Genomic DNA, 2,496 nt, shown 5'->3' on the forward strand with positions numbered 1-2,496 from the left:
TTGGGTCGATTTTAAATAAAGTTTATGAGTTGCATCATTATAATTCTTAAATTGAACTTGCCTAAATTAATTTGTGCTCATTCCCTAGCGAGATTTAATTATTTACTGGATAGCATCAAAAAAAATACGATTAATGAGCGATTTTTAAGTGCTTTGGAAGTATTGGATGATATTTTTCCTGAGATTGATTTTCGAAGTTTTCATTAAGCAGTAGAAATTAAATATTCTGTGGGAGTGACTTTAGTTGTGATATCGTGGCTAAAGCCACTCCCACAAAGGGTTTTTTCTGCATTTTTGTGGTTAAAATCTATTCTGCCCTATATGATTGATTAGCGAGGAGTAGCAAAAACATGAATAAAATTAAATTACTCTACGTAGAAAATATCATCTTTAAAAAAGCTAAAAAAATTCAACAAAAATTAACTTTTTTTTTAGCATTAGAAAATATTGCTTATGATAAACAGCTAGAAATCCATTGGATGGGTGAAGATAAAATCTGGCATACTTTATCGGCGCACTATCACAGCTTGTCAGGCAATGGCAAAGAATATTGGTCTGCAAGCGTCAATTTATATTTAACGGAAGAGCTATCACTGCCCGGTAATATTGAGTTTAATATACATTATCGAGTATTGGAGCAAGAGCATTTTCTTAATAATAATGGAGCAAATTATTTAAGTGAAGCTGATTCTGGCATCAGCTTGATTGATCAGCTGTCTTTACAAAATGTTGGTTTTAAAAATAAATTACGTGCTGGGCAAAAAACTATCTATGTAACAGCGGCTATCAAGCAGTCTTTTCATGCTAAAAAAGTCACTATTCATTGGACGACAGATAATTGGCAAACCATTAGAAAAACAGCTTGTCACTTTAAACGTCAACATTGGCCTACAGTATTAGGCAGTCATGCACGCAACCCTAATCAATATGGTACACAGATTTGGACAGGAAAAATCCATCATGCCGAGTTATTTAAATTAAAATATGCCATCAGCTGTGAAAATAGTGAGCAAATCGTTTGGGATAATAATGAAGGACATAATTATTCCTTTCAACGAGAGCAACTTAAAGTTTTAATCTTAAATTTACACTGTTACCAAGAAGAAAATCAGGATGAAAAATTCAGCATAATTGCTAATGCAATTGATGAGTTGAACATCGATATTGCTTGTTTTCAGGAAGTCGCAGAATACTGGAATAATGGGCAAGGGGACTGGAGTTCAAATTCTGCAAAAATCATTAATGAGCGTTTAAATAAACCTTATCATATACATAACGATTGGTCGCATCTCGGTTTTGATCAATATCGAGAGGGGGTTGCTATACTAAGCCGTTATCCTTTGTCGGATCATGACTCGCTCTATGTATCAGATAGCCATGATATTTACGATATCAACTCAAGAAAAGTGATTACAGCACGAGTCTATGTGCCTTTTATTGGTTATATACAAGTCTATTCTGTGCATTTAAGTTGGCTAGAAGGTGGATTTCAGGAGCAATTTCAACGTTTAAGTGTATGGGCTGAACACAAGCAAGACGCTACGACTAAAGCAATCTTATTGTGTGGAGACTTTAATATTACTGCTTGTTCAGCGGGGTATCAGCAAGTGGTCGATTTAGATGTATATGAGGATCAGTATTTAGCAGTGAATAAGCAAGGCGTGTTTAATCAGGTTTTTAAAGTCCATGATGCGCAATGGCAAGATCTTTTGGCTGACGATTATCGCATTGATTATATATTTATGAATAAAAACAGTGAACTAAAAGCAATGTCTGCAAGCGTTATTTTTACTGACCAAGATTATGGGCGTGTCTCCGATCATTGTGGTTATTTAATGACATTTGAAGCCCTTTAGGGATATACATTTATAAAATCCGAAATTTTTAATTACAAAGCATTGTCAGCCCTTAAATAATTGACCGTGCTTTCAGGTATTATTGATTTTTGATTCCTTAGAATAATAACAAAACAAAGGTAATGGTATGCAAGCAATAGCTGAACATTATGCCAAACCAGTGCATGGTGAGCTAGGTGGATCATTTGCACGCGTTAATGACTTTAATCATGAATTTTTTCTGCGTTGGGGAAAGATAGAATTTGACCTATTTTATGGCGCACAAGTTAATTTAAAAGTCGTACTTAAAGTTTACCGTCAGCATAATATTTGTGAAACTTATATTGTTGACACTGATGCTTATGATATTCAATGGAATCAGCATAAACGTCGTACTAGAGATTTTTATATACATCCGTTTTCTAATTCATTTGGCGGTATTAATTGCGTTAAGTTTGCTTTTATTATTCATAAAGATGAACATTCTATTCCTTCGGAAAGAGACTATATTTTTATGGATTGGGATCAACTGCAAGGTAACGGTGTCCGACATTTTATTACAGATATGCCATCAAAACAGGTCGGAGCTTGCGCTCAAAGAGCCATGTGGCGCTTTTCTTTAGGAAATTGTTTTTTAAGAACCGCCAAGCTTGTTTGGTAA

At 34.5% G+C, this 2,496-nt stretch carries 3 protein-coding genes; all 3 read left to right on the top strand.

Annotation, left to right across the window (positions count from 1 at the left end):
* The first annotated feature begins 24 nt into the window (after window positions 1-24).
* The 3 genes from BQ7314_RS10555 to BQ7314_RS10565 all read left to right on the top strand — a co-directional run bounded on the left by BQ7314_RS10555 (window position 25) and on the right by BQ7314_RS10565 (window position 2,496).
* Window positions 25-207 carry a 1,4-alpha-glucan branching protein domain-containing protein gene (locus BQ7314_RS10555; RefSeq protein ID WP_174483660.1) on the top strand — a complete coding sequence of 61 codons (183 nt, stop codon included), beginning with the start codon at window positions 25-27 and terminating at the stop codon, window positions 205-207.
* 143 nt (window positions 208-350) lie between these two features.
* The gene (locus tag BQ7314_RS10560; RefSeq protein ID WP_174483661.1) at window positions 351-1,856 is read left to right on the top strand and encodes an endonuclease/exonuclease/phosphatase family protein; all 1,506 of its coding nucleotides are present in this window, start codon (window positions 351-353) and stop codon (window positions 1,854-1,856) included.
* Window positions 1,857-1,983: 127 nt separating this feature from the next.
* Window positions 1,984-2,496 (top strand): hypothetical protein, encoded by a 513-nt coding sequence (locus tag BQ7314_RS10565; protein WP_174483662.1) that lies wholly within the window; start codon window positions 1,984-1,986, stop codon window positions 2,494-2,496.

Origin of the sequence: methanotrophic endosymbiont of Bathymodiolus puteoserpentis (Logatchev) (assembly GCF_900128525.1) — a bacterium.
In the GTDB taxonomy this organism is placed as follows: Bacteria; Pseudomonadota; Gammaproteobacteria; order Methylococcales; family Methylomonadaceae; genus Methyloprofundus.

Excerpts from the sequence above, each read along its gene's own strand:
- BQ7314_RS10555 (WP_174483660.1), top strand. The coding sequence starts at position 25 with ATGAGTTGCATCATTATAATTCTTAAATTGAACTTGCCTAAATTAATT.
- BQ7314_RS10560 (WP_174483661.1), top strand. The coding sequence starts at position 351 with ATGAATAAAATTAAATTACTCTACGTAGAAAATATCATCTTTAAAAAA.
- BQ7314_RS10565 (WP_174483662.1), top strand. The coding sequence starts at position 1,984 with ATGCAAGCAATAGCTGAACATTATGCCAAACCAGTGCATGGTGAGCTA.